Origin of the sequence: Streptomyces sp. NPDC014870 (assembly GCF_043081505.1) — a bacterium.
Lineage (GTDB): Bacteria > Actinomycetota > Actinomycetes > Streptomycetales > Streptomycetaceae > Streptomyces.
In genome coordinates this window covers 160,355-184,370 of the sequence record NZ_JBIBWQ010000010.1, presented here as the reverse complement: position 1 = coordinate 184,370, position 24,016 = coordinate 160,355, and the positions used below count along the sequence as shown (strand labels likewise).

The 24,016-nt window shown below is 72.9% G+C and carries 21 protein-coding genes; 11 read left to right on the top strand and 10 right to left on the bottom strand.

Annotation, left to right across the window (positions count from 1 at the left end):
• Position 1: 1 nt before the first annotated feature.
• Positions 2-991, bottom strand: coding sequence for a GlxA family transcriptional regulator (locus tag ACF09C_RS27645; RefSeq protein ID WP_392095282.1), 990 nt, complete (start codon positions 989-991; stop codon positions 2-4).
• Between the two features lie 71 nt (positions 992-1,062).
• Here ACF09C_RS27645 and ACF09C_RS27640 point away from each other — a divergent pair, with 71 nt between their 5' ends.
• The 4 genes from ACF09C_RS27640 to xdhC all read left to right on the top strand — a co-directional run bounded on the left by ACF09C_RS27640 (position 1,063) and on the right by xdhC (position 7,388).
• Positions 1,063-2,346: an MFS transporter gene (locus ACF09C_RS27640; RefSeq protein WP_392095280.1), complete on the top strand. Its 1,284-nt coding sequence runs from the start codon at positions 1,063-1,065 to the stop codon at positions 2,344-2,346.
• A 362-nt stretch (positions 2,347-2,708) separates the two neighbouring features.
• Positions 2,709-4,208 (top strand): xanthine dehydrogenase small subunit, encoded by a 1,500-nt coding sequence (locus tag ACF09C_RS27635; protein ID WP_392095278.1) that lies wholly within the window; start codon positions 2,709-2,711, stop codon positions 4,206-4,208.
• On the top strand, positions 4,205-6,571 hold the full coding sequence (xdhB, locus tag ACF09C_RS27630; RefSeq protein ID WP_392095276.1) for a xanthine dehydrogenase molybdopterin binding subunit: 2,367 nt from the start codon (positions 4,205-4,207) through the stop codon (positions 6,569-6,571). The genes ACF09C_RS27635 and xdhB overlap by 4 nt, the downstream gene beginning before the upstream one ends.
• Before the next feature lies 1 nt (position 6,572).
• Positions 6,573-7,388: a xanthine dehydrogenase accessory protein XdhC gene (xdhC, locus tag ACF09C_RS27625; RefSeq protein ID WP_392095274.1), complete on the top strand. Its 816-nt coding sequence runs from the start codon at positions 6,573-6,575 to the stop codon at positions 7,386-7,388.
• 16 nt (positions 7,389-7,404) lie between these two features.
• Here xdhC and ACF09C_RS27620 read toward each other — a convergent pair whose 3' ends face one another.
• Entirely contained in the window at positions 7,405-8,469 is a 1,065-nt protein-coding gene (locus ACF09C_RS27620) for a LacI family DNA-binding transcriptional regulator (protein ID WP_392095273.1), read from the bottom strand.
• Between the two features lie 210 nt (positions 8,470-8,679).
• Between ACF09C_RS27620 and ACF09C_RS27615 the strand changes: the two genes are divergently transcribed.
• From ACF09C_RS27615 to ACF09C_RS27605, 3 genes are all read left to right on the top strand, one after another.
• The gene (locus tag ACF09C_RS27615) at positions 8,680-11,109 is read left to right on the top strand and encodes a polysaccharide lyase 8 family protein (RefSeq protein WP_392095271.1); all 2,430 of its coding nucleotides are present in this window, start codon (positions 8,680-8,682) and stop codon (positions 11,107-11,109) included.
• Positions 11,110-11,190: 81 nt separating this feature from the next.
• Positions 11,191-11,910 carry a heparin lyase I family protein gene (locus ACF09C_RS27610; RefSeq protein WP_392095269.1) on the top strand — a complete coding sequence of 240 codons (720 nt, stop codon included), beginning with the start codon at positions 11,191-11,193 and terminating at the stop codon, positions 11,908-11,910.
• 57 nt (positions 11,911-11,967) lie between these two features.
• Entirely contained in the window at positions 11,968-12,756 is a 789-nt protein-coding gene (locus tag ACF09C_RS27605; protein WP_392095267.1) for a crotonase/enoyl-CoA hydratase family protein, read from the top strand.
• Between the two features lie 68 nt (positions 12,757-12,824).
• On the opposite strand, the gene ACF09C_RS27600 is transcribed toward ACF09C_RS27605, so the two are convergent.
• Positions 12,825-13,358 carry a DoxX family membrane protein gene (locus tag ACF09C_RS27600; RefSeq protein ID WP_392095266.1) on the bottom strand — a complete coding sequence of 178 codons (534 nt, stop codon included), beginning with the start codon at positions 13,356-13,358 and terminating at the stop codon, positions 12,825-12,827.
• Between the two features lie 93 nt (positions 13,359-13,451).
• Here ACF09C_RS27600 and ACF09C_RS27595 point away from each other — a divergent pair, with 93 nt between their 5' ends.
• On the top strand, positions 13,452-14,015 hold the full coding sequence (locus ACF09C_RS27595; protein ID WP_392095264.1) for a TetR/AcrR family transcriptional regulator: 564 nt from the start codon (positions 13,452-13,454) through the stop codon (positions 14,013-14,015).
• A gap of 139 nt (positions 14,016-14,154) precedes the next feature.
• Here the strand turns inward: ACF09C_RS27595 and ACF09C_RS27590 are convergent, their stop codons facing one another.
• Positions 14,155-14,562, bottom strand: coding sequence for a transglycosylase SLT domain-containing protein (locus ACF09C_RS27590; RefSeq protein ID WP_392095263.1), 408 nt, complete (start codon positions 14,560-14,562; stop codon positions 14,155-14,157).
• Between the two features lie 523 nt (positions 14,563-15,085).
• Between ACF09C_RS27590 and ACF09C_RS27585 the strand changes: the two genes are divergently transcribed.
• Both ACF09C_RS27585 and ACF09C_RS27580 read left to right on the top strand, forming a co-directional pair.
• Entirely contained in the window at positions 15,086-15,523 is a 438-nt protein-coding gene (locus tag ACF09C_RS27585) for an SRPBCC family protein (protein WP_392095261.1), read from the top strand.
• Between the two features lie 61 nt (positions 15,524-15,584).
• Positions 15,585-16,571, top strand: coding sequence for a MerR family transcriptional regulator (locus ACF09C_RS27580; protein ID WP_392095260.1), 987 nt, complete (start codon positions 15,585-15,587; stop codon positions 16,569-16,571).
• Here ACF09C_RS27580 and ACF09C_RS27575 read toward each other — a convergent pair.
• The 5 genes from ACF09C_RS27575 to ACF09C_RS27555 form a co-directional block, all read right to left on the bottom strand.
• Positions 16,538-17,386 (bottom strand): DUF1295 domain-containing protein, encoded by an 849-nt coding sequence (locus ACF09C_RS27575; RefSeq protein ID WP_392095259.1) that lies wholly within the window; start codon positions 17,384-17,386, stop codon positions 16,538-16,540. The two genes, ACF09C_RS27580 and ACF09C_RS27575, sit on opposite strands and share 34 nt — an antisense overlap.
• Entirely contained in the window at positions 17,383-18,699 is a 1,317-nt protein-coding gene (locus tag ACF09C_RS27570) for a class I SAM-dependent methyltransferase (RefSeq protein ID WP_392095258.1), read from the bottom strand. Before ACF09C_RS27570 ends, ACF09C_RS27575 begins: the two co-directional genes overlap by 4 nt.
• Positions 18,696-19,463, bottom strand: a complete 768-nt coding sequence (locus ACF09C_RS27565; RefSeq protein ID WP_392095257.1) for a DUF1365 domain-containing protein — start codon at positions 19,461-19,463, stop codon at positions 18,696-18,698. Before ACF09C_RS27565 ends, ACF09C_RS27570 begins: the two co-directional genes overlap by 4 nt.
• Positions 19,463-20,722, bottom strand: coding sequence for an NAD(P)/FAD-dependent oxidoreductase (locus ACF09C_RS27560; protein ID WP_392095255.1), 1,260 nt, complete (start codon positions 20,720-20,722; stop codon positions 19,463-19,465). Before ACF09C_RS27560 ends, ACF09C_RS27565 begins: the two co-directional genes overlap by 1 nt.
• A 97-nt stretch (positions 20,723-20,819) precedes the next feature.
• Positions 20,820-21,440: a sigma-70 family RNA polymerase sigma factor gene (locus ACF09C_RS27555; protein WP_392095253.1), complete on the bottom strand. Its 621-nt coding sequence runs from the start codon at positions 21,438-21,440 to the stop codon at positions 20,820-20,822.
• A 285-nt stretch (positions 21,441-21,725) separates the two neighbouring features.
• Here ACF09C_RS27555 and ACF09C_RS27550 point away from each other — a divergent pair, with 285 nt between their 5' ends.
• A complete protein-coding gene (locus tag ACF09C_RS27550; RefSeq protein WP_392095251.1) occupies positions 21,726-22,961 on the top strand; it encodes a DUF418 domain-containing protein in 1,236 nt (411 codons plus the stop codon).
• Positions 22,962-23,021: 60 nt separating this feature from the next.
• Here ACF09C_RS27550 and sbnA read toward each other — a convergent pair whose 3' ends face one another.
• Positions 23,022-23,975: a 2,3-diaminopropionate biosynthesis protein SbnA gene (gene sbnA / locus ACF09C_RS27545; RefSeq protein ID WP_392095249.1), complete on the bottom strand. Its 954-nt coding sequence runs from the start codon at positions 23,973-23,975 to the stop codon at positions 23,022-23,024.
• Between the last annotated feature and the right edge of the window lie 41 nt (positions 23,976-24,016).

Below are 24,016 nucleotides of genomic sequence, written 5' to 3'. Positions count from 1 at the left end.
CCTAGCTCGTGGTGTCCGCGCGGAAGGCGCGGCGATAGGCGGCGGGCGTGGTCCGCAGCGCCTCGTGGAAGCGTCGGCGCAGATTGACGGCCGAGGAGAGGCCGACCCGGTGCGCGATGGTCTCCACCGGCAGGTCGGTCTCCTCAAGGAGGGCGCGCGTGGCGGCGATCCGCCGGTCGAGGAGCCAGCGTCCCGGGCTGATGCCCAGTTGACCGGTGAAGCGCCGGGTGAGGGTGCGCGTCGAGACCTGAGCGCGGTCCGCCATCTCGGCGACGCTGACCGGCTGGTCCAGTCGCCCGGACAGCCACTCCAGGAGCGGGGCCAGCGAGTCGGCGACCGGTCCTGTAGTGGGCAGTTCGGCGTACTGCAGCTGGCAGCCCTCGCGGTGCGGCGGCATCACCATCTGGCGGGCGATCCGCATCGCGTAGGCGGCGCCCCGGTCGGAGCTCACGAGGTGCAGGCAGAGGTCGGCGCCGGCCGCCGCGCCGGCGCTGGTGGCGACGTCGCCGTGGTCCACGTAGAGCACCGCGGGGTCGACCGTCACCTGCGGGAACCTGCCGGCCAGTTCGGCGGCTCGCGCCCAGTGGGTGGCGGCCCTTCGGCCGTCGAGGAGACCGGCGGCGGCGAGCACGAAGGCGCCCGCGCAGATGCCGACGACCCGCGCGCCGCGGCGGTGCGCCGCCCGGACCGCCGCGACCACGGCCGGCGACACCTCCGTGCCCGCGGGCTCCGCCCAGCCGGGGACGAGCACGGTGTCCGCGCGCTCCAGCGCGTCGAGGCCCGCCGTGACGAGCAGGTCGTAGCCGGCCTGCGTGGGCACCGGACCGGGGTGTTCGGTGCACACCTCGAAGGCGTAGTGCGAGGGGATCGCCGGGCCGTGGTCGCCGAACACCTCGGTGGCGCAGGCCAGCGGGAACGTGGCCTGCGGGGGCGCCAGGAGGGCCACCACCCGGTGCGGAGCCGGGGAGTTCGGCAGCGGACGAGGCGTCATGGCGCGAAAGTACCCCATCATGTCGTTCAGGACACTGGGGACGGGCGATTGGTCTAAACCATCATCGGATCGTGACCAGCCCGCAGACGCCCCGACAGACCCCGACCGCCCAGGCCCGTGAGGCCGCGCCGACCACCGGGCCGCCCGCGCGCCGCCCGTTGTGGGACCGCCGTTTCGCGCTCTTCTTCACCGCCCGCACGATCTCGCTCCTGGGCGACGCGATGATGCCGGTGGCCTCCGCCCTGGCCGTCGGCGCGCTGTACGGGATCTCCGGGGTCGGCTACGTCCTCGGCACCTGGACCGGGACGTTCGTCGTCCTGGTGCTGTTCGGCGGCGTGTTCGCCGACCGGTTCGGGGCGCGCCGGATGATGGTCGGCGCGGACCTCGCCCGGGTGCTCACCCAGGGTGTGCTGGCCGCCGCCTTCTTCGCCGGGACCCCGCCGTTCTGGCTCCTGCTGGCCATGGCGGCCCTGGCCGGCGCGGCCGTCGCGATGTTCCTGCCGGGGGCGAACGGGATGGTCCCGCTGGTCGCCGCCGAGCCGCAACGGGCCAACGCCACGCTCAAGGTGGCCGACGCGCTGGCCCACCTGCTCGGCCCGGCCCTCGCGGGGCTCCTGATCGCCCTGGCCGGGGCGGGAACGGTGTACGCGATCGACGCGGGCACCTTCCTGCTCAGCGCGCTGTGCCTGGCGATGCTGCGGTTCGCCCGGATCGCCGACGCCGACTCCCGCGGCCGCACGCGCGGTTCACTGCGCCGGGACCTCCGCCAGGGCTGGCGGGAGTTCCGCGCGCGCACCTGGCTCTGGGCCGTCATCCTCGTCTGGATGGTCTTCGGAGTGCTGCTCTTCGGCCCGCTGGTCCCGCTCGGTTCGGCGCTGGTCGGTGAGCGTCTCGGGCCGAACGCGTACGGTCTGGCGGTCTCCTTCCTCGGCGCCGGTACGGTGCTCGGCGGGCTGCTCGCCCTGCGCCTCCGCCCGGCCCGGCCGCTGGCCGCGGGCGCCCTGGCGATGGCGCTGTACTCCGTACTCCCCCTCTGTCTGGCGCTCGGCGCCGGTCTGCCGGTGCTCCTGGCCGGCCATGTCGTCGGCGGCGGCGCCCTGGCGTTCTGGTCGGTGATGTGGGCCACCAGCGTGCAGACGCACACGCCGCCCGCGGTCCTCAACCGGGTCTCCGCCTACGAGCTCGCCGGCTCGGTCTCCGGTATCGCGCTCGGCCAGATCCTGGCGGGGCCGGCCCTCGCCCTGACCTCCCCGGCGCGGCTCCTCCTGGTCTCCGCGGGCGTCTGCCTGGCCGGCTGTGTGGTCCTGCTCGCCGTGCCGGCCATCCGTACCCTGCGCCGAGCCACCGCTCCTTGACCTCCGTGGCATCAGCAACTACCTTGCGGTCACACATCGGTCCATCGGCCCGAACGACCGAGAGGAGGCGACCGACGGATGAACACCCGCTCCGATCTGACGCGCCTCGCCCACATCACGGCCTGGGCTCCGGGTCGTATCGCGCACGGCTGCTGACACGCCGGCCCCCGAAGCCGTTGCGACGCGCCCTTCGACGGCGCGTTCCCGGCTTCCCCGCACCACCCCCGCCTCCCCGCACGCCGCTGTCGCGTGCAGCTTCGCGCGCCCGTCCCTGACACGTGGCGCCGCCGAACACAGAAAGCTGCCTGAAATTGGCGAATACTGTTGAATCGACCGCTCACGCGCCGAATCGAAGGTCTGTCATGGAATCGGCCTCCGACGGGCCGCGGATCACCGTCAACGGGAGCGACACGCCGGTCGCCCCGTCCGCGCCCCACACCACCGTGCTCGACTTCCTGCGCGAGCGCGGCCTCACCGGCACGAAGGAGGGCTGCGCCGAGGGTGAGTGCGGGGCCTGCTCGGTCCTGGTGGCACGTCCCGGGGTGAACAGGCCCACCGACTGGGTGGCCGTCAACGCCTGCCTGGTCCCGGCCGCGGCGCTCGACGGCCAGGAGATCGTCACCTCCGAGGGTCTCGCCACCCCCGGCGCGCCCGGCACACCGCCCACCCTGCACCCGGTGCAGGAGGAGATGGCGGTCCGCGGCGGCTCCCAATGCGGTTACTGCACACCGGGGTTCATCTGCAGCATGGCCGCCGAGTACTACCGCCCCGACCGCTGCGCGCACGCGGGGCCCGAGTCCGACGCGGGCTCCCCGCCGGCCGGCGGCACCGACCACCAGCACGGCCCGAACGGCTTCGATCTGCACGCGCTGAGCGGCAACCTGTGCCGCTGCACCGGCTACCGCCCGATTCGCGATGCCGCGTTCGCCGTCGGTGAGCCCACCGACGAGGACCCGCTCGCACGGCGGCGCGACCAGTCGCCGCCCGCGCCGACCGCCACCGCGTACACCCGGGACGGCAGCACCTTCCTGCGGAAGGAGACCCTCGCCGAGACGCTGGGGTTCCTTCGCGAGCGGCCCGACGCGGTGGTGGTCGCGGGCTCCACGGACTGGGGCGTGGAGGTGAACATCCGCTCCCGGCGCGCCGATTGCGTGGTCGCGATCGACCGGTTGCCCGAACTGCGGGAGCTGCGTGTCGCGTCCGACCACATCGAGATCGGGGCCGCGCTGACGCTCAGCGAGATCGAGCGCCGCCTCGACGGCCAGGTGCCACTGCTCGCGGAGCTGTTCCCGCAGTTCGCGTCCCGGCTCATTCGCAACGGCGCGACCCTGGGCGGAAACCTCGGTACCGGCTCCCCCATCGGGGACAGCCCGCCCGTGCTGCTCGCGCTGGAGGCGACGGTGGTGCTCGCGGACGCCGACGGTGAGCGCGAGGTCCCGCTCGCGGAGTACTTCACCGGCTACCGGCAGAGTGCGCGCCGCCCGGGCGAACTGATCCGCGCGGTGCGCGTCCCTGTGCCGCTGTCGCCCGTGGTGGCCTTCCACAAGATCGCCAAGCGGCGCTTCGACGACATCTCCAGTGTCGCGGTCGCCTTCGCGCTCGCCGTCGAGGACGGGGTCGTCCGCAAGGCCCGGATCGGTCTGGGCGGTGTGGCCGCCACCCCGATCCGCGCCCTCGCCGCCGAGGAGGCCCTGGAGGGCCGGGCGTGGACGGCGGAGACCGTCGAGGCCGCGGCCCGGGAGCTGCGGGCCGCGGGGACGCCGATGAACGACCATCGCGCCAGCGCCGGTTACCGCTCCGCGATGCTCGGCCAGAGCCTGCTGAAACTGTACGCGCGCAACACCGAGGCGGTGTCGTCATGAGCCAGCTGTCCGCTCGCCCCGAGAAGCCGGTCGTCGGGGTCTCGATGCCGCACGAGAGTGCCGCCCTGCACGTCACCGGCGCCGCGCTCTACACCGACGACCTGGTCCACCGGACCAAGGACGTGCTGCACGCGCACCCGGTCCAGGTGATGAAGGCCCACGGCAGGATCACCGCGCTGCGCACGGCCCCCGCGCTCGACGTGCCCGGCGTGGTCCGCGTGCTGACCGGCGCCGATGTGCCGGGGGTCAACGACGCCGGGATGAAGCACGACGAACCGCTCTTCCCCGACGAGGTCATGTTCCACGGCCACGCGGTCGCCTGGGTGCTGGCCGAGACCCTGGAGGCGGCCCGGCTGGGCGCGGCGGCCGTCGAGGTGGAGCTCGGCGAGAAGCCGTCCGTGATCACGCTGGAGGAGGCCATCGCCGCCGGGAGCTTCCACGGTGCCCGGCCCACCATGGTGACCGGTGACGTCGAGGCGGGCTTCGCCGAGTCCGCGCACGTCTTCACCGGCGCGTTCCAGTTCTCCGACCAGGAGCACTTCTATCTGGAGACGCACGCCGCGCTGGCCCACATCGACGAGGCCGAGCAGGTGTTCGTCCAGAGCAGCACCCAGCACCCCTCGGAGACGCAGGAGATCGTCGCGCACGTCCTCGGTCTGCACAGCCACGAGGTCACCGTGCAGTGTCTGCGGATGGGCGGCGGCTTCGGCGGCAAGGAGATGCAGCCGCACGGCTTCGCGGCCGTCGCCGCGCTCGGCGCCAAGCTGACCGGCCGGCCGGTGCGGGTGCGGCTCAACCGGACGCAGGACCTCACGATGTCGGGCAAGCGGCACGGCTTCCGCGCCGAGTGGAAGATCGGATTCGACGCGGAGGGCCGCATCCAGGCCCTGGAGGCCACCCTGACCGCGGACGGCGGCTGGAGCCTCGACCTGTCGGAGCCGGTGGTGGCCCGGGCGCTCTGCCACATCGACAACACGTACTGGATCCCCAACGCCCGTGTCACCGGCCGTATCGCCAAGACCAACAAGGTCTCCAACACGGCCTTCCGCGGCTTCGGCGGACCGCAGGGCATGCTGGTGATCGAGGACATCATGGGCCGCTGCGCGCCGCTGCTCGGCCTGGACCCGGCGGAGCTGCGCAGGCGCAACTTCTACCGGCCGGGGCTCGGCCAGTCGACGCCGTACGGACAGCCGGTGACCCAGGCGGAGCGGATCTCCACCGTCTGGCACCAGGTCGAGGAGAACGGCGGCGTCGCCGACCGCAGGCGCGAGATCGCCGCGTTCAACGCGGCGCACCCGCACACCAAGCGGGCGCTGGCGATCACCGGCATCAAGTTCGGCATCTCCTTCAACCTCACCGCCTTCAACCAGGGCGGCGCGCTGGTGCTGATCTACAAGGACGGCTCGGTCCTGATCAACCACGGCGGCACCGAGATGGGCCAGGGCCTGCACACGAAGATGCTGCAGGTCGCGGCGACCACACTGGGGATCCCGCTGCACAAGGTGCGGCTGGCCCCGACGCGGACCGACAAGGTGCCCAACACCTCCGCCACCGCCGCCAGCGCGGGCACCGACCTCAACGGCGCGGCGGTGAAGAACGCCTGCGAGCAGCTGCGCGAGCGGCTGCTGGGGGTGGCCGCCACCCAGCTGGGCGCGAACGCCTCGGACGTCCGCATCGTCGAAGGCGTCGCACGCGTCCTGGGTGGCGAGAGCGAGCTGGGCTGGGACGAGTTGGTGCGCACCGCGTACCTTCAGCGGGTCCAGCTGTCGGCGGCCGGTTTCTACCGGACCGAGGGGCTGCACTGGGACGCGAAGGCCTTCAAGGGCTCGCCGTTCAAGTACTTCTCGTACGGCGCGGCGGCGGCCGAGGTGGAGGTGGACGGTTTCACGGGCGCGTACCGCATCCGGCGCGTCGACATCGTGCACGACGTCGGCGACAGCCTGTCCCCGATGATCGACATCGGTCAGGTGGAGGGCGGCTTCGTGCAGGGCGCGGGGTGGCTGACGCTGGAGGACCTGCGCTGGGACGCCGGTGACGGGCCGCACCGCGGCCGGCTGCTGACCCAGGCGGCGAGCACGTACAAGCTGCCGAGCTTCTCGGAGATGCCCGAGGAGTTCCATGTGACCCTGCTGCGGAACGCCACCGAGGAGGGCGCGGTCTACGGCTCCAAGGCGGTGGGCGAGCCCCCGCTGATGCTGGCGTTCTCGGTCCGCGAGGCGCTGCGGCAGGCCGCCGCCGCGTTCGGGCCGGCCGGGGTCGCCGTGGAGCTGGCCTCGCCCGCGACTCCCGAGGCGGTGTACTGGGCGATCGAGGCGGCTCGCGCGGGTGCCGTCTCCCGGGCCGAAGTGCTGAGCGGTGCCTGACATGACGTGGGTCGCCGCGGTCGCGCGGCTGCGAGCGCGCCGGGAGTCCGGCGTGCTGGTGACCGTCGCGACCGTGCGCGGCCACGCCCCGCGGGACGCCGGGGCGAAGCTCGTCGTGGGGCGGACCGAGACGTGGGGTTCGATCGGCGGCGGCAACGTCGAGGCCGTGGCGATCGACCGGGCCCGGCAGATGATCTCGCTCCCCGCGCCCGAACCGGAGCCGGAGCTGATCGACTTCGCGCTGAACGACAAGGTCACCAACCGGCACGGCGTGCAGTGCTGCGGCGGTACGGTCTCGGTGCTGCTCGAACCGCTGCCGGTCGTACGGGCGGTGGCGATCTTCGGTGTGGGCCATGTCGGTCTCGAACTGGCGCGCATCCTCGCGCGGATGGACCTCGACCTCCATCTGGTCGACAGTCGCGCCGACATCCTGACCAAGGAGCGGCTGGACGTCCTGTCGGACGCGGTGGCGCAGGTGCACGTCCACCACACGCCCCTGCTGCCCGAGGAGGTCCTCGAGGACCTGCCGGCCGGCACCCACGTCCTGATCATGACCCATGACCACGCCGAGGACGCCGCCCTGTGCGACGCTGCACTGCGGACGCCTCAGCTCGGGTCCATCGGCCTGATCGGCTCGGCGGCCAAGTGGACCCGGTTCCGCAAACGGCTCTCCACCGAGGGCGGTCACGACGACGCCACGATCGACCGGATCAAGACCCCGATCGGACTGCCGGACATCACCGGCAAGGAACCCGCGACGATCGCGGTGAGCGTCGCCGCCGACCTGCTCCGCACGTTCGAGAAGGAGAGGTTCTGACCACGGGACCGGCGCCCTAGCGGCCGCTGGACGAGCGTGCCCGCAGCTGGGGAAGGACGAAGAGCCGGTGCCGTGGGGCGTCCGGGTGGTCGAGTCGGCGGACCAGCAACTCCACGGCGGAGGCGCCGACTTCGTACTTGGCGGGGGCGACCGCGCTGAGCGGGATGTCGGCGAGCCCGGCCACCTCGTCGTCGTACGCCACGACGGCGACGTCGCCGGGGACCTGGAGCCCCCGTGCGCGCAACCGCCGCAGCAGGGCGAGGGCTTCGTTGTCGGGATGGGCGACGACGGCGTCGACGCGGCCCTCCGCCACGGCGTCGAGCAGTTCCTCGACCGGGCCGTCGTACTCCCGGCTCCCGGCTCCCGCGTCGGGGATGTCCAGGACGGTCGCCGTACCGGGGTCCGTGAGGCCGGCCGCCCGCACGCCGGCCTCGAAGCCCTCGACGATCCCGGGCGCGGTCGGGCTCGCCCCGCGGACGAGCAGCGCGAGGCGACGGCGGCCGGCGTCCACGAGGTGCCGTACGGCGAGGCGTGCCCCGTGGACGTGGTCGGACACGACGTGGTCGATCCCGGCCGCCTCGTCCGCCTCGGGGCGGCGCTCAACGATGACGACGGGGACGGGCAGTTGCTCGTACCAGCCGCGCGGCCCCGAGGGGACGACGAGCAGCCCGTCGACCCCGTCGCCGATCATCCGCTCGACCTGGGCGCGCTCCTCGTCGGCGTCGTACCCCGAGATGTCGAGGACCAGGCGGACGTTCCGGGCGGCGGCGGCCTCCCGCGCGCCCTTGATGACCTCGGGGTAGTAGTAGTCGGCGGCCGGTACGACAAGGCCGACGACCCGCTCCCGGCCACGCGTCCGCGCGGGGGGAACGGCCTCGACGGGAGCCGTCTCCGCCCATGTCTCGGGGAGCATGGCCCCGCCGTGCACCCGGGCGACCAGGCCGCGGTCGGCGAGGACCTCGACGTCCCGCCGGACCGTGACCGGAGAGACGCCCAGTTCGGCCGCGAAGTCGCTGACGCGCAGCGAGCCCTCTTCGCGCAGCCTGCGCAGGATCGCCTGGTGCCTGTGTTCCGCGTGCACTGCTCCGCTCCCCTCCTCGGTCACCCCGGTTCTGGCGCAGTGTAGCGAGCCTTCGATCGATCCTGAACGTTTACGTCCGTACGGACAACTGGCGACTGTTCCTGTCCAAACCGTTGCTGTCTTGGTTTTCTGCGTGCTAGAAACCCCACGCTCCCGAGCCAGCGACAGCGCCGAGGCAACGACGCGCTCCTCCCGTAAAGGTCGTCTCCCATGTCATCTCCCTGGCGTCGCCGCACCTTCCTCCACGCCGCAGGTGGGGGCGCGCTCGCCCTCGGGCTCGCGGGAGCACTCGCGCACCCGTCCGCCGCCTCGGAACTCCAGGCGTCCGCGGCGGAGTCCGACGCGGAGTTCGACGCGCTGCGCGCCAAGTGGCGCGACCTCATCCTGGGCACGGGGTTCAGCCCCACCGCGGAGCCGTACCGGACCATCCTCGCCGCCCTCGGCACGACCGCGGCCGGCCTCGCCTCGACCATGGTCCCGGCGAGCGGTTCGCTCTGGCCGGGCCGTTCCTGGACCGATCCGGAGCCGGATCTCGACGCGGAGTCCTACGCCTTCTCGGCGACGATGAACGAGGGCTTCAGCCGGCTGCGCACCATGGCCGAGGCGTACTCCCAGCCGGGCACCGGAGTGACCGGGGACGCCGGGCTCCGGGACGCGATCCTCACCGGCCTCGACCATCTCCGCGCCGAGGTCTACAACGAGAACACCACGCGCTACGGCAACTGGTACAACTGGCAGATCGGCGCCCCGCAGGCGCTGATGGACACCTGTGTGCTGATGTACGACCACCTGTCGGCGGAGCAGATCGCCGGCTACTGCCGGGCCGTGGACGCGTTCGTACCCGACTCGGTCTTCGCCTCGTACACCGGGACCAGCACGGGTGCCAATCGGGTCGACCTCTGTCGCGGGGTGATCCTGCGCGGGATCGTCGGCAGGGACGCGGGCAGGATCGCGCTGGCGTCGCAGGCGCTGGCCCCGGTGTTCCCGTACGTCACCTCGGGCGACGGTTTCTACGACGACGGGTCGTTCGTCCAGCACCGCAACGTCCCCTACATCGGCGGCTACGGCGCGGTGCTGCACGACGGCGTGGGCCGGCTGCTCGCGCTGCTACGCGGCTCCAGCTGGGAGGTGACCGGAGCCGGCACCCAGCTCTTCCTCGACACGGTGGAGAAGGCCGTCGCCCCCTTCATCTACAACGGCCTGATGATGGACAACGTCAGCAGCCGGGGCATCAGCCGCATCGGCACCAACGAGCACCAGCGCGCGCACGGCCTGATGGCGACCATCCTGCTGCTCGGGCAGGGAGCGAGCCCCGAGGAGAACGCCCGCTGGCGTGCGATGGTCAAGGGCTGGCTGCAGCGCGACTACTACTATCCCGCGCTCAAGAACCCCGGCCTCTCCCTGATCAGGGCGTCGCTTCTGCAGGGACTGCAGGACGACACTTCCGTCAAGGCCGCCCCCGAGCCGGTCGAGCACCGGCTGTTCCCCAACATGGCGCGGGCCACCCACCGCCGTCGCGACTGGGCGGCCTCCGTCTCCATGGCCTCGAACCGCATCGCCCACTACGAGTTCGGCAACGGCGAGCACGCCCGCGGCTACCACACCGGCGCCGGGTGGCTCTCCTGGTGGGGCACCGACTTCGGCCTGGAGCAGTACTCGGACGCCTACTGGCCCACCGTCGACCCGTACCGGCTGCCCGGCATCACCGCGTCCAGCAAGCCACTGGCCGACGGCGAGGGCGGCAACTGGGGACAGCCCATGCCGGACGCCGCCTGGGTCGGCGGCAGCACGGACGGCGAGTTCGCCGCCGTCGGCCAGCACCTGAAGGGCATCTCCAGCACCATGGAGGCGCGCAAGTCCTGGTTCTTCCTCGACGACTCCGTCGTCTGCCTCGGCGCCGGCATCAGCGCGGCGGACGGCCACGCCGTCGAGACGACCGTCGACAACCGCGCGCTCGGCGCGACCGGCACCCCCGTCCTCACGGTCGACGGCAAGGCCCAGCCGGTGGCGCAGGGGTGGACGGCCACCTTCGAGGACGCCGAGTGGGCCCACATCGCGGGGCACGCCGGCTACGTCTTCCCGGGCGGCGCACGGCTCAGCGCCGTACGCGAGGAGCGCACCGGCTCCTGGCGGGACATCAACACCGGCGGCTCCGCCGACCCGATCACCCGTCGCTACCTCACCCTCGTCAGCGACCACGGCGTCGACCCGACGGACGGCGACTACGCCTACGTCCTGCTGCCGGGAGCGAGCACCAGGACCACGGCCCAGCGCGCCTGCGACCGTGGTGGGCTGAGGATCCTCGCCAACTCGGCGGACCAGCAGGGCGTACGCGTCCCGAAGCTGGGGCTGACCGCCGTGAACTTCTGGACCGCGGGCACGGTCGGCGGGCTCCAGGCCGACGCCCCCGCCTCCGTCCTCGTACGGGAGCACCGGGGCGGCACGGCGACCGTCGTCGTCTCGGACCCCGCGCGAGCGGCCACGTCCTTGAACGTGGTCTGGAACCGCCGGGTCGGCAAGGTGCTCTCGAAGCCCGCCACGGTCACGGCCGCCACCACCGGCTCATCGCTGCGGCTCACCTTCGGCGACCTCACGGGCCGGTTCGGCGCGCCCCAGAGGATCACCGTCCGGCTCGGCTGACGCCGACCGGACCCCAGGGCGTCCGTCCCGCCCAGGGCGGGCGCCCCGCACGGAATCGCACTCCCCCCACCGGAGGAATCCATGCAACGCAGCATCGTCCGCACGCTTTTCCCGGCCGCGCTCCCCACGGCGCACGCCACCGCGCTCACGTTCGTCCTCGCCACGCCCGCACACGCCGCGGTCGAATGGGACGGAGACGCGGACAACGGAGGAACGGCCGTCTTCGCCTCGGTCCTCTGCGACTCCCCCTCGTACGTGTACCAGCCGGACTGGAACGACGGTCGTGGCAAGATCTTCGGCTTCACCAAGGCGGCGGGCTCCGAGCGGTGCGAGGGGCACGGCATCGCCGGCCGCACCCTCACGTCCGGCCGGACGTACTGGTTCGGCTGGGAGTCCATGACCAAGACGGGCAACGCCCAGACGGTGTTCCAGTGGAAGTCCTGGGGCACCAACGACGAGAACGACCAGAACTATCCGGTGCTCATGAAGGTCGAGGACAGCCGGCTGAAGATCTGGTACGTCGCCCCGGGCGAGCAGTGGATCTCGGCCGGCAGTGTCGCCTGGACGCCCGGGACCTGGAACAAGATCGAGCTCGGTATCGACGCCCAGTCCTCCACGAGTGGTTCCTTCGCCCTGTACGTCAACGGGCAACTGGTCGCGGACCGTCAGAACGCGGTGACCTGGGACCTCAAGGGCAATGTCCCGCGCTGGGGCTCGTACGGCTCCACCATCTTCGACGTCGAGTCGGTCCACTGGGTCGACGGCCTGAAGATGGGCACGACGCGTACCGACGTCGACTGAGGAGCGATCGGCGGCGGTGTCCTGGCCCCGGCCGCGGGGTCCCGCGAGAATGCGGCCATGACCGATGACTCAGCACGCCCCGCCGTCCGCGTCGAGCGGGACGGGCCCGTGACGACCGTGGTGCTGTCGCGGCCCGCCGCCCGCAACGCCGTGGACGGACCGACGGCGCGGCAACTGGCGGACGCCTTCCGCGCGTTCGACGCGGATCCCGATGCCTCCGTCGCCGTGCTCTGGGGCGAGGGAGGGACCTTCTGCGCGGGTGCCGATCTCAAGGCGATCGGCACCGAGCGCGGCAACCGGGTGGCGCCGGACGGCGACGGGCCGATGGGCCCGACCCGCCTGCGCCTGTCCAAGCCGGTCGTCGCGGCCGTCGCCGGCCACGCCGTGGCGGGCGGTCTTGAGCTGGCCCTCTGGTGCGACCTGCGGGTGGCCGAGGAGGACGCGGTCTTCGGGGTGTTCTGCCGCCGATGGGGCGTGCCGCTGATCGACGGCGGTACGGTCCGGCTCCCCCGGCTGATCGGCGAGAGCCGGGCCATGGACCTCGTTCTCACCGGCCGCGCCGTTCCGGCGGCCGAGGCGTACGCGATGGGCCTCGCCAACCGCCTCGCCCCGCCGGGCGGCGCCCGGGCCGCGGCGGAGGAGCTCGCCCGGGAGATCGCGGCCTTCCCCCAGCTGTGCCTGCGCCACGACCGGCTCTCCGTCAGGGAACAGCACGGACTGCCCGAGCCCGAGGCCATGGCGGCGGAGCTGCGCCACGGCATGGTGCCGCTGTCGGCCGGCGAGACCGCCACGGGAGCCGCGGCCTTCGCGACGGGCCGGGGAAGGCACGGCTCCTTCGACGACTGACCCGGAGACCGGGCCCTGTTCGCCGCAGCAGGCCGGGAACAGGACTCGGTCGTGTCACGCGGGGGACATCACCGGACCGGACTGTTGTCCCGGCCGCGCACCGGCGCCGCCGCGGTCCGACTCCGCAGGCGGGGCAGCGGCTGGGCGCCGCGCGTGGCCCACAGGGCCATGGCGATGTAGAGGACCTGCTCAGGGACGCGCTGCCACAGCGGCGAGGCGGGCTCGCCCGCGAACGGGATCTCGGCGACGGCGGCGTTGATGTTCGCCGGCAGCATGAGGACGAACAGCACCGCCAGGCCGTAGCCGGCGGCGCGGCGGAACCGGCCGGTGATCAGCCCGACCGCGCCGAGGAGTTCGAGCACACCCGTGAGGTGGACGGCCGCCGAGGGGAACGGGACCGCCGACGGAACCATGGCGACGAGGTCCCCGTGGTTCGGCATGAAGGTGGCGCCCGCCGGGACGAAGTGCGCACTGGCCGTCATGAACAGCATGACCGCCATCGCGTGGGCCGCAGCGGCGGGCCAGGTCGCGAGGCGCCGCACACCGAGCGCGCCGAGACCGCGCAGCAGGGCGAACGAGGCCAGGAGAACGATGAGTGTCATGTCCGCGCTCCATATCTAGTCACTGTCAAGTTCTAAGGCGAACGTAACCCCGGTGCGATATCTTGTCAATGACAAGTTGAAAGGATCGCCCCTGTGCCGAAGAGCGGATACCACCATGGAGACCTGCGCCGGACGATCGTCGCCGCCGCCGTCGCGGCGATCGACGAGTCCGGCCTCGACGGGTGGAGCCTGCGCGAGCTGGCCCGGCGCGCGGGTGTCTCGCACGCGGCACCGGCCCACCACTTCGGCGACAAGACCGGCGTCCTGACCGCGATCGCCACCGAAGGCTTCACCCTGCTCGCCGACGCGCTCGAAGCCGCCGAGCCGGACTTCCTCACCGTGGGCCTGTCCTACGTGGACTTCGCCGTCCACCATCCGGTCCACTTCGCGGTGATGTTCCAACCCGGCCTCTACCACGCGGACGACGAGGCCCTCCACCGGGCGGAGACCCGCGCGGGGGACGTTCTCCGCAAGGGGGCGGGCGCGGCGGCCGCCGCGTCGAAGGACACCCCCGAGCACACGACGCTCGCCGCCTGGTCGATCGCGCACGGCTTCGCGAACCTGTGGATCAGCGGGGCGCTGCCGTCTGCGCCCGGCGCCGACGCCGTCGAAGCCGCCCGCCCGGTGCTGCGCACGCTCCTGAACCGTCACGCCTGACCGTCCGCGCCTCACGGGGAGCCGCCGACCCCGACCCGATCCCGGAGACGCGGCAAGGCCCCGCTCCTCCGTGTGGAGGTGCGGGGCCCTGCGGGTGGCGCTGCGGCGTGCGGGCCGGCTGGGAGTCGGTGGGGTGACTTTAGTACCAGCCGTTGGCCTGCCAGAAGGCCCAGGCGGCGTTGGGGGAGCCGTAGCGCTCGTTCATGTAGTTGAGGCCCCACTTGATCTGGGTGGCGGGGTTGGTCTTCCAGTCGGAGCCGGCCGAGGACATCTTGGAGGCCGGGAGGGCCTGGACCAGGCCGTAGGCGCCGCTGGAGGAGTTGGTGGCGGAGGGGTTCCAGCCGGACTCGTGGGTCACGATCTTGCTGAACGACGCGAACTGCGAAGCCGGCACGATCTGCTTGGCGATCGCCTTGGCGTCACTCGGAGCGGCCGAGGCCGACGCCGTCGTGCCGAGCACCGCACCCGAGGCGCCCAGCAGCACGGCTGCGGAGACGGCGAGGGTCTTCTTGCGGGACGAGACACGAGTGGAGAGCGAGCGGAACACGAAGCGACCTAACGTCGGGGACAAGGGCCGCGCCGGGCGTTTTCGGCAAGACGGAACCAGAGCCCGGGAGAACCCGAGATCAGGTGGGGAGTCCGTCCGGCCGAGGAGCTGCGCTGGAGCGCTGCTGCCTGGCGACGTCCACCAGACAAGCAGGGCTGAACGGGCGACGCAACGACCCCCGGTACGAAGCGGAGTCGGACCCCCGGCGAACGGCACGGGGGCGGGGGTGCGGTCGTTTCCGCAGGTCGGCGCGGCCTATGGGGGCATTTGGGATGGTCTGGCCGGTCTCCTAGGGTGCCTAGTAGGTGACCTAGGTCCTATGAGGCGCCTCACCCCGCAGGGCCCCTTCCGGCCCCTCGAATGTGACCTGGGCCATCCCCTCACACCCGGGTCCTGGTGCACTGCGGCCCCGGTCCGGTCGGGCACGGGCCGGTGCATCCGGGGCGTCGCCGCGCGCGGAAGCTACAGGTGTCCGGGAAGTCGGCCAGGACTTCCCGGTGGCGGGAGGACGGAGAACCGTGCGGTGATCAGGGTGAGGCGCAGTTTCGTGGTGGGCCTGCCGTTGCGCGAGCTCGTGGCGTACCTGGAGGACTTCGCGCGTGCCGAGGAATGGGATCCCGGGACGGTGTCGTGTGTGCGGCTCGACGACGGGCCGGTCGGTGCGGGTGCGCGCTGGCGCAACACCTCGGTGTTCCGGGGCCGTACGACCGCACTCGACTACCGGCTCGACGTACACGAGCCCACGCGGCTCGTGTTCGTCGGGGAGAACCGGACGGTGACCGCCGTCGACGACCTGAGCTTCGCCGAAGAGGGGGACGACACGTTCCTGACGTATCAGGCCTCGCTGACCTTCAAGGGCCTCGCGAAGCTCGCCACGCCGTTCCTGGGGCCGGAGTTCGAGCGCATGGGCGACGAGGTGGCCGCGCGGCTGCCGGACGCCGCCGTGGCGGGACGTCTCTGACAGCACGCGGGAGCGGAGCCGGCCGCGGTTCGCGGCGCCTCCGCATCACAGGGTGGGTGACATGTCCGACACGGTGCACGGGATCACGACAGGGGCGGTCGCCCGGAAGCTGGGGATCTCACCGAGCACGGTGCGGTCCTGGGAGCGGCGCTACGGCATCGGGCCCGCCGAGCGCGCGGACGGCCGGCACCGGCGGTGGAGCACGGCGGACGTGGCGATGCTGGAGGAGATGTGCCGCCTCACGGCCTCGGGTGTCCCGCCCGCCGAGGCCGCGCGTGCGGCGGAGGGCCTGCGGTCGACGACGGGCGCGTCCGCCGGCCGACCGACGCGGTCCGTCGCGTTCGCGGCCCCTCGTGCCGGGCCGGGCAGCGGCCTGCCGCTGGGAGACGTACGGCAGGAGTGCCGCGGCCTTGCCCGGGCCGCGGTGCGGCTCGACGGCCCGGCCATGGACCGGCTGCTCCGCCAGGTCCTCGACGCGTACGGCACCGTGGTCGCGTGGGAGGAGGTGATGGCCCCGGTCCTGCACGCCGTCGGCCGCAAGTGGGACGCCTCGGAGGCCCGTTACGTCGAGGTGGAGCACCTGCTCTCCTGGCACGTCTCCACCGCGCTCCGGCGCGCGGGTGCCAACGGCCGGAGGCCCCTCTCCTCGGCGCCTCCGGTCCTGCTCGCGTGCGTGCCGGCGGAGCAGCACACGCTGCCGCTGGAGGCGCTCGCGGCGGCCCTCTCGGAACGGGGTCTTCCGACGAGGATGTTCGGCGCTGCGGTCCCGGCGGAGGCGTTGACGGCGGCGGTGCGGCGGTCGGGTCCTGCCGCCGTCGCCCTCTGGTCGCAGGCAGGAGCGACGGCGGATCGTGCGCTGGCCCGTCGCGTCGCGGGGACCGCCTTCGGGATACGCGGGGCGCGCACCCCTCCCCTGGTGCTGCTCGCGGGACCGGGCTGGCTCAGCCGGCCGCCCGCTCCCGGCATGGTCCGCCCCGCCGGTCTCCGGGAGGCGGTCGACGCGGTCTGCCGGCTCTACGAGGACCGGGCGCGGCCCGTCGATGGCTGAGGCGCTCCCCGGGGCGGCCGGGGAAAGAAGCCACTCGTGCGCTCCCGGTACGCGGCGTACCCGGGGCGGTCCGCCATGTGCGCCTCCAGGAGCCGCTTGCCGCTGCCCCAGATGAGCAGAGCGCTCATGACGAGCGGGGAGACGAGGGCGAACAGGGCGGTCTGCCAGGTGGCGCAGGCCGTCAGGTACAGGCCCCACCAGACGAGGAAGTCGCCGAAGTAGTTGGGGTGGCGGGTCCAGTTCCACAGCCCCCGGTCCATGATCAGGCCCCGGTGGGCCGGGTCGGCCTTGAAGCGGGCGAGCTGGTGGTCGCCGACCCCTTCGAAGGTGAGGCCCGCCGCCCAGACGGCGAGTCCGAGCCAGCCGAGCGCTCCCAGGGGTTCCGGCAGCAGGACGGCGATCTGGACGGGGAGGGAGACGAGCCAGACGAGGCCGCCCTGAAGGAGGTACACCTTCCCCAGGGCGTAGAGCGCGGGGTTGCCCCGGGCGCGGGACAGCATGCGGGCGTACCGGGGGTCCTCCCCGTGGCCCCGTCCGCGCCGGGCGATGTGGGTCGCGAGGCGGAGTCCCCAGACGACGGTGGCGAGGGCGACGAGGGTCCTGCGCGGGTCGTCGCCGTGGCCGGCCGCGAGGAACCAGGCCACGAGGGCGACGGCCGCGAAGGCGATCCCCCAGGCCACGTCGACCACGCGGTGCAGGCTCCGCACGGTGCCGATCACGAACGTGACGAGCATGACCGTCAGCGCCGCGGCCGCCGAGGCGGCGAGGACAATGCCGAGGGCGTCGGCGTCGGCGTCGACGGAACCCACGCTCATCGGGCCACCTCCAGGTCGGCCGCGGTGAGCCGGAGTTGGCGGACGTCGAGGTAGTGGGAGCGGAAACCGGCCTCCGAGTAGGCGAGGTAGAACTCCCACAGGCGCCGGAAGACGTGGTCGAACCCGAGAGCGGTGACGGCCGGCTCCTGACGGAGGAAGCGCTCGCGCCACGCGCGCAGGGTCTCGGCGTAGTGGTCGCCGTACCCCGTGTCATGGGTGATGCGCAGGCCCGCCGCCGCGCTCTCGCGGGCGATGGCCTCCGGGGAGGGGATCAGCCCGCCGGGGAACACGTACTTGCTGATCCAGGTGTGGGTGCGGGCGGTGGCGAGCATCCGGTCGTGGGGCATGGTGATGGCCTGGAGCGCGACCCGGCCGCCGGGGGCCAGGAGGCCGCGGAGCGCGCCGAAGTAGTCGGACCAGAACTCCGCGCCGACGGCCTCGATCATCTCGACGCTCACGACGGCGTCGTAACGGCCCCGGACGTCGCGGTAGTCGAGGAGTTCGACGGTGACGCGGTCGGCGAGGCCGGCGTCCGCCACGCGCCGCCGCGCGCGTTCGAGCTGTTCCCCGGAGAGGGTGATCGTGCGGACACGGGCTCCCCTGGCGGCCGCACGGATCGCGAGTTCGCCCCAGCCGGTGCCGATCTCCAGGAGTTCCGTGCCCGGGCCCGCCTCGGCAAGGTCGAGGAGCCGGTCGATCTTGCGGTGCTGGGCGGCGGTGAACTCCTCGTCCGTGAGGGGAGAACCGGCCGGGGGCAGCGGCTCGAAGACGGCCGACGAGTAGCTGAGGCCCGGATCGAGGAAGAGCGCGAAGAGCTCGTTGGAGAGGTCGTAGTGGCGGTGGATGTTCTCCCGCGCGCCGTCGAGGGTGTTGCGGTCGGCGGAGGGCCTGCGTCGTACCCAGGCACCGCGCAGTCGGCGCAGCGGTGCGGGGACGAGGTCGTCGACGTGGCGGGCGAGGACCGTGAGCACGCCGACGAGGTCGTCCGCGTCCCACTCCCCGGCCATGTACGACTCCCCGAAGCCGATCAGGCCGTCGGCTCCGATCCGACGGTGGAACGCCTCGGGGTCGTGCAGGGTCAGCGCCGGCAGGTCGTCGTCGGCCGTGCGGGCGTGCGGCATGAGGGGTCCGCCCTCCGCGGTCCGTATGCGCAGGGGCAGCCGGGTGAGGGCGCGCGTGACGAGACGGCGGGCGACGGCGACGCGCGGGGCGGAGGCCCGCGGGAGCCGGGCGACGTCGGGCCAGCGGTCGGCGTCCACCCGGTCGGAGCCCGCCGGGGCGGCGGGGGCGGCCGAGGAGAGCGAGAGAGTCACGGGGTGCCTTCCTGAACGGTGGAGGTGGTACGGGAACGGGGCTGGGGGCGGGGCCTGACGCGCAGCCCCTTGAGGTACAGGCGGATCCCGTGGCGGCGGATGCCGATGGCGACGGCCGCGGTCGACCAGGGGTGGCGCAGCGCGGCCGCGAGCAGCGTGCGCGGCCGTGCGGGCCGGTGGGCGCCGCGCACGGTGGCGGTCAGCGGCCGGGAGCCGTCCGGGTGGCGGAGCTGGACGGTGAGGTCGAGCCGGGGTCCTGGCAGCGGCAGCCGCATGCGGTAGGCGCCCTCGACGTCGAGGAACGGCGAGACGTAGAACTCCTTGGCCACGTCGGCGCGGTCCCGCGCGTCGGGGCGCAGCAGGTAGCAGTGGCGCCCGCCGTAGGTGTTGTGCACCTCGGCCACGACGCAGACGGGACGGCCCGCGCGGTCGTGGCACCAGTACAGGGTCAGCGGGTTGAAGACGTACCCGAGGACGCGCGCGTGGGCGAGCATCAGCACCTGTCCGTCCGCGTCCCGGACGCCCTGGGCGGCCAGGTACGCGTCGAGGCCGGCGCGCAGGCTGGGCGCGTCGCCGTCGAAGTGGTCGCGCGGGTCGAAGCGGGCGAAGGGGCGCAGCGGCCGGGGCAGGACGGGCAGGTCGTCGAGGTCGACCAGCCACAGGTACGTGCGGTGCCGCAGGGCGTACGGGACGGGGGTGACGCGGGTGTGGGCGACCTCGGTCTCGTACAGGGCGGGAACGGGAGGCGGGGCGATGCCGGTCATCACCAGTCCACCCCCAGATGGCGGGCGGCCTCGACGCCCGAGCGGCAGCCGTCCTCGTGGAATCCCCAGCCGTGGTAGGCGCCCGCGAAGGCGGTGACGGGGGTGCTGAGGGTGGGCAGCAGTCGCTGGGCGGCGACGGACTCCGGGGTGTAGACGGGGTGTTCGTACGTCATCCGGGCCAGGACGGTCGACTCGTCGACGCGGTCTCCCGGGTTGAGGGTGACGATGTGGGGGGCGCCGGTGGCGAGCCGTTGCAGGCGGTTCATGTCGTAGCTGACCTGCACGGTCTCGGGGCGGGCGGAGCACGAGGGCAGCCAGTAGTTCCAGGACGCCCGGGCGTGGGGCGAGCGCGGCAGGAGCGTGGTGTCGCGGTGCAGGACGGTCGGGTTGCGGGAGTAGGTGAAGGCGCCCAGGACGCGGCGCTCGCGCTCGGTGGCGTCGGCCAGCAGGCGCAGGGCCTGGTCGGGGTGGACGGCGATGACGACGGCCGCGTGCTCGGTCGACTCTCCGTCGGCGGTGATGACGGTCGCGCGGTCGGCGCCGCGCACGACGGCGAGGACGGGGGTGGTGGTGCGGACGGACGAGACGCCCTTCGCGATCCGTTCGACGTACGCCACCGATCCCCCGGTGACGGTCTTCCACTGCGGGGATCCGGTCACCGAGAGCAGTCCGTGGTGGTCGAGGAAGCGGAAGAGGTACGCGGCGGGGTAGCGCAGGGCGGTGGCGGGGGCGCACGACCACACGGCGGAGACGAGGGGGATCGCGAAGTGCCCGACGAAGTGGTCGGAGAATCGGTGTGCCCGGAGGAACTCGCCGAGTGTGCTGCCGGTGTCGTCGCGGGCGAGCAGGCGGCGCGCCGCGCGGTGGAAGCGGGGGACGTCGGCGAGCGTCAGCAGGTGGCGGCCACGCCGCAGATTGCCGCCCCCGAGAAGTCCGCGGGGGCCGCGGGCCCCGGCGTACTCCAGACCGCACCCGTCGCAGCGGACGGACATGCTCATCTCGGAGTCCTGCGTGGTGACGCCGAGTTCGCGGAAGAGCCGGAGCAGGTTCGGATAGGTGCGCTCGTTGTGGACGATGAAGCCCGTGTCCACCCGGAGTGTGGTCCCGCCGTCGAGGGCGGCCACTTCGTGGGTGTGGGCATGCCCGCCCAGCCGGCCCTCCGCCTCGTACAGCACCACGTCGTGCGCGCGGGACAGCAGGTGCGCGGCGGTCAGACCCGCCACTCCCGCCCCCACCACCGCGACGCTTCGTCCGTTCATCGTCTCCACCCCTCGTGTGCCGGCCGGCGCCCCTCGGGGCGCGGTCGGTGCGCTTTCTCTCTGTGTTCGGAGCCGAAGCCCCGCCGGACGGGCCGGATCAGCCGGCGGTCGTGGCGACGGCGAGGTTGTGGCGCATGCGCTGGAGGCCGCGGCGGGCGTGGCTCTTGACCGTGCCCAGCGGCATCCCGGTGCGGTCGGCGATCTGCACCTGGGTGAGGTCCCCGAAGTAGGCGAGGCTCAGGACGTCGCGCTGGACGCGGGGCAGCCGTGCCAGTTCTTCGGTGACGACGATCCGGTCGAGCACGCCCTCGGGCTCCTCGACGGCGCCGCCCTCGCTCCCCAGGGAGGCGCCGAGGGCCTCCGCGAGCTCCCTTCGGCGGGTCCGGGCGGTCAGCGCGTCGGCGATCTTCCGGCGGGTGATGCCGGTGAGCCACGCGGGCAGTCTGCCGCGCTCGGGATGGAAGTTGGCCCGCCCGCGCCAGGCGGCGACGAACACCTGCTGGGTGACGTCCTCGGCCTCGCGCGGATCGCCGAGCGCCCGAGTGGCCAGGGTGTGCACGAGCCCGCCCCAGCGCTGGTAGGCGGCGGCGAGGCAGCGCTCGTCACCCTGCTCGAATCCGCGGTCGATCCAGTGGTCGGTCTCTTCGACGGGTGCCGTGCGGTGGGTTCCAGGCTCCGTCGTGGCAGCGAGGTCGCCGGTGATCCGGTGTGCGGTCATGACGGTTCCTCCTCCGGGTGGGGGCGCTCGCCTCCCCTGGGGATCCGGACGACCGCCGCGGGAGCGGCGCCCGGCGGGACCTCACCGGATCCCGTGTCCCTTCACGTTCACGCGGCAGAACAATGCGCTGCAACTCGCATCGTTTGCGCGTCGAATCACTGATTCCGCCGCGTACTCCGACGACCGTGGGGAGGAGGCCCGCCGGCTCCTCTACATCGTTCGACGGAGGGGGAGTTCGTCTGCGGTCACGACGAGCACCGCGCCGCGCGCCCGGACGATGGGTCCATGACCGAGACCTCCCGCAGCGCACCCCTCGCGACGCCCGCCTCCGCCTCGGACACCGCCGCCGCACCCGCCGGGGCCGCCGCAGGGGGGCGGCTGGCCTTGCTCGACGTGCTGCGGGGAGCCGCGATCCTCGGCACGCTCATGACCAACGTGTGGATCTTCACCGGACCGGGATCCGAGTGGGGCGTCCTACAGTCCGGCGGCACCGGGCCGGCCGGCTTCGGATCCCTGCCGGGCGCCGCGGAGAGCGTGTTCCGGCTCCTCGCGGACGGCAAGTTCCTCTCGATGCTGACCATCCTCTTCGGCGTCGGCCTGGCCATCCAGTACGACTCCGCCGCCAGGCGCGGACAGCCCTGGCCGGGCAGCTACCGATGGCGGGCCCTGTTCCTGTTCGCCGAGGGCACGCTGCACTTCGTGCTCGTCTTCGCGTGGGACGTCCTGATGGGGTACGCGGTCACCGCCCTGGTCGTGGCCCATCTGCTGACCCGCTCGGAACGGACGCGACGACGTGTCATGTGGTGGGCCGCCGGACTGCACCTGACCCTGATGGGTCTGCTGACCGCGGCACTGGCCGCCGCTCCGGACGACGGGACGGGCGAGGGGACCACGGGTGGTGTCTCGCAGCGGGTCGTCGACCTCTACGCGGAGGGCGGCTACCTGGAGCAGGTCTCCTTCCGCCTGGAGAACATGATCGCGCTGCGGCTCGAACCGGTCCTCTCCTTCGGCCTTCTGGTCTTCCTCTTCCTGCTCGGCGTGCGGCTGCTGCGCGCGGGCGCGTTCGGCTCCGACGACACCGGCCGGCGCATCCGGACCCGGATGCTCGCCTGGGGGCTGGGGCTCGGCATCCCGCTCACCGCGCTGACGGCCGTCGGCGGCGAGGCCTTCTTCCTGATGAGCCGCTACTGCGCCGCGCCGCTGGTCGCGATCGGCTACATCGGCCTGATCGGTGCCCTGATGGACCGCGTGCGCCGCCCCGGGCTCCTCACCGTCGGTCTCACCAACGTCGGCCGCACCGCACTGTCCGGGTACGTCCTCCAGAACGTGCTGTGCGTCGTCGCCTCGTACGGCATCGGACTCGGCCTCGCCACCCGGCTCGGGGACACGGCCCACCCGTGGTGGGTGATGGGGCTGTGGGCGGCGGTGTGCCTCGTCCTGATGGCGGGCTCCACCCTCTGGCTGCGCCGCTTCTCCACCGGTCCGCTGGAGTCCGTGCAGAAGTGGGCCCTGCGCCGCTGAGGGGCCCTCGGTCCGGCGGTCCCGGCGGGTGGTGGTCGGGGCGGGTCCGGGCCGCCGGGGTCAGGCGCGCAGGGCCTCGTCGCCGTAGAGGCCCTGGACCCAGTTCTCGTGGTAGATCGTGTCGAGATAGCGTTCGCCGAGGTCCGGGGAGATCGCCACGCAGGTCAGGTCGGATCCGCGATGGGCGTCGAGCCAGCCCGTCGCACCACTGACGACCGTCCCCGTGGATCCGCCGAAGACGAAGCCACGCGCGGCCATCGCCCGGCACGTGCGGATCGTGTCCGCCTCGGCCACCCGCACCACCTCGTCCACGTACGCCCGGTCGAGCAGGGGTGGACGCATGCTCATGCCGACGCCCGGGATCATCCGGCGACCCGGTGGGTCTCCGAAGATCGCGGACCCCAGGGTGTCCACCGCGACGATCCGCACGGGCCGGTTCCAGGCCCGGAACCAACGCGCGCAGCCCATCAGGGTGCCGGTGGTCCCGACGCCGACGAACAGGACGTCGATCCGCGGGAAGGCACGGGCGATCGCGGGCGCCGTCCTGCGGTAGTGGGCCTTCCAGTTGTCCGGGTTGGAGTACTGGCTGAGCCATACGCAACGGGGTTCGGAGGCGCACAGGTCCCGGACCGCGGCGAGCCGACCGCCCAGCAGGCTGCCGTCGCTCTCCTCCGACACGACCCGCACACGGGCTCCGAGCGCCTCCATCATCAGCCGGGCCGTCAGATTGCAGCGCGAGTCGGTGACGCAGACGAACTGGTACCCCTTGTTCGCGGCGATGAGGCTGAGCGCCACGCCGAGGTTGCCGGAGGAGGACTCCACCAGGATCGACTCCGGGGTGAGGACGCCCCGCCGCTCGGCGGACTCGACCATCTCCGCCGCGGCCTTGAGCTTGATGGAGCCCGCGAAGTTGAAACCCTCGCACTTGAGGTAGAGGGCGAGGCCGAGCGTCGGCATCAGGTCGACGTAGAGATCGTCCTGATTGAAGGCGTGGGGGGCGGTGATGACGGGCACGGTGCTCTCCTCCTCGTGCGCTGCGGCCGTTCGGTTCTCAT

Excerpts from the sequence above, each read along its gene's own strand:
- ACF09C_RS27645 (WP_392095282.1), bottom strand. The coding sequence starts at position 991 with ATGACGCCTCGTCCGCTGCCGAACTCCCCGGCTCCGCACCGGGTGGTG.
- ACF09C_RS27635 (WP_392095278.1), top strand. The coding sequence starts at position 2,709 with ATGGAATCGGCCTCCGACGGGCCGCGGATCACCGTCAACGGGAGCGAC.
- xdhB (WP_392095276.1), top strand. The coding sequence starts at position 4,205 with ATGAGCCAGCTGTCCGCTCGCCCCGAGAAGCCGGTCGTCGGGGTCTCG.
- xdhC (WP_392095274.1), top strand. The coding sequence starts at position 6,573 with ATGACGTGGGTCGCCGCGGTCGCGCGGCTGCGAGCGCGCCGGGAGTCC.
- ACF09C_RS27615 (WP_392095271.1), top strand. The coding sequence starts at position 8,680 with ATGTCATCTCCCTGGCGTCGCCGCACCTTCCTCCACGCCGCAGGTGGG.
- ACF09C_RS27610 (WP_392095269.1), top strand. The coding sequence starts at position 11,191 with ATGCAACGCAGCATCGTCCGCACGCTTTTCCCGGCCGCGCTCCCCACG.
- ACF09C_RS27605 (WP_392095267.1), top strand. The coding sequence starts at position 11,968 with ATGACCGATGACTCAGCACGCCCCGCCGTCCGCGTCGAGCGGGACGGG.
- ACF09C_RS27600 (WP_392095266.1), bottom strand. The coding sequence starts at position 13,358 with ATGACACTCATCGTTCTCCTGGCCTCGTTCGCCCTGCTGCGCGGTCTC.
- ACF09C_RS27580 (WP_392095260.1), top strand. The coding sequence starts at position 15,585 with ATGTCCGACACGGTGCACGGGATCACGACAGGGGCGGTCGCCCGGAAG.
- ACF09C_RS27575 (WP_392095259.1), bottom strand. The coding sequence starts at position 17,386 with ATGAGCGTGGGTTCCGTCGACGCCGACGCCGACGCCCTCGGCATTGTC.
- ACF09C_RS27565 (WP_392095257.1), bottom strand. The coding sequence starts at position 19,463 with ATGACCGGCATCGCCCCGCCTCCCGTTCCCGCCCTGTACGAGACCGAG.
- ACF09C_RS27560 (WP_392095255.1), bottom strand. The coding sequence starts at position 20,722 with ATGAACGGACGAAGCGTCGCGGTGGTGGGGGCGGGAGTGGCGGGTCTG.
- ACF09C_RS27555 (WP_392095253.1), bottom strand. The coding sequence starts at position 21,440 with ATGACCGCACACCGGATCACCGGCGACCTCGCTGCCACGACGGAGCCT.
- ACF09C_RS27550 (WP_392095251.1), top strand. The coding sequence starts at position 21,726 with ATGACCGAGACCTCCCGCAGCGCACCCCTCGCGACGCCCGCCTCCGCC.